The sequence below is a fragment of the Actinoplanes sp. NPDC051633 genome, assembly GCF_040681735.1.
Classification (GTDB): domain Bacteria; phylum Actinomycetota; class Actinomycetes; order Mycobacteriales; family Micromonosporaceae; genus Actinoplanes.
Genome location: NZ_JBFAZH010001654.1, coordinates 1 through 1,318 on the forward strand (window position 1 = coordinate 1; position 1,318 = coordinate 1,318).

A 1,318-nucleotide genomic window follows, 5' to 3' on the forward strand; every position below is an offset into this window, starting at 1 on the left:
AGCGCTCACCATCGGTTTGTCGCCGTCAGAGCCTTCGCGCGTGGGCATGTAGCGGTGGTCGCGGTGAAGGCTGGCGACGTGCCCTGACGTCTGCCGGCGGGGCTCCTACATACGTCGGGGCCGCGTGCCTCCCCAGAGAGACCATCGGTGGAGGCACGCTAGGGTACCGTCCGGCCCCCCGGAAGGGCCGCGCTGAGCGGGTTGCTCAACTGGTAATCCGCGTGCGACGGTGAAGCCGGACAGCAATAGTCGTCCGCACTCATCCGGACCGCCACCCGGCGACGTATCTCAACTCGTGACGGGCGCAGTGATGGGTGGAACTCGGGATGGTTGAGCGGTTCAGCGCGGCGCGCGCCGTCGCCCGCAACACCGGCGATGCGTCGGCGAAGTCCGGCGGAGTGGCCATCAGTGGGGCGATCAACGGGCCGGTCAGCATTGGGGTTCGTCCGATCAGCCGGTCCGCCTATCAGCACCAGGTGCGCCGGATCGCACCGCCGCTGCTGGAGGGCAGGAACGCAGAGCTGGCGGAACTCGAGCGCTTCTGTACCGATCCGGGCGACGGTCCCTATCGGTGGGTGCGTGCACCGGCGTGGGCGGGCAAGACGGCTCTGATGGCCTGGTTCGCGCTGCACCCGCCGAGCGGCGTCCATGTGGTGTCGTTCTTCATCACTGCCCGGTGGGCCTCGCAGAGCAACCGGGTGGCATTCACCGACGTGGTGATCGAGCAGCTGGCTGAGCTGGCAGGCGAGCCGATGCCGGACCTGACGGACAGCACGCGCGATGTGTGGTTCCTGGAGCTGCTCGCTCGGGGCGCCGTCGTCTGCGCCGACCGGGGTCTGCGGCTGGTACTGGTGATCGACGGGTTGGACGAGGACAGCGGCGTGACCCTCGGCCCTCAGGCGCACAGCATCGCTGCGCTGCTGCCGGTCGAGCCTCCACCCGGCACGAAGATCATCGTTGCGGGACGCGAGCGTCCGCCACTGCCGGCCGATGTGCCGGACGGCCATCCGCTGCGTGCGGCGGAGTCGGTTTGGCCGTTGGCATCCTCAGGACGCGCGGCCGTGATCCGTCAGGACATGCTCGGCGAGCTGAAGCGGCTGCTGCGCGGTGAACCCGCGGAGCTCGACCTCCTGGGCCTGGTCACGGCGGCCGGTGGCGGTCTGGCTGCTGCCGACCTCGCCGCGCTGACCGGCCTGCTCGAGTGGGAGGTCGAGGAACACCTGAACACTGTGGCGGGTCGATCTTTCGCGACTCGCCCGGCGCCGTGATGCTCCTTGGCATCCTCGGCAACATCGTCGACTACGACGAGGCCCGATCC

Annotated in this window: 1 protein-coding gene; it reads left to right on the forward strand. The window is 69.3% G+C overall.

Features of this window, described 5'->3' with window-relative positions:
• The first annotated feature begins 326 nt into the window (after positions 1-326).
• Positions 327-1,268, forward strand: a complete 942-nt coding sequence (locus AB0M20_RS44010) for a hypothetical protein (protein ID WP_364307491.1) — start codon at positions 327-329, stop codon at positions 1,266-1,268.
• Positions 1,269-1,318 lie beyond the last annotated feature (50 nt).

Bases quoted from the DNA above. Each gene is read 5' to 3' on its own strand.
- AB0M20_RS44010 (WP_364307491.1), top strand. From the start codon at position 327: ATGGTTGAGCGGTTCAGCGCGGCGCGCGCCGTCGCCCGCAACACCGGC.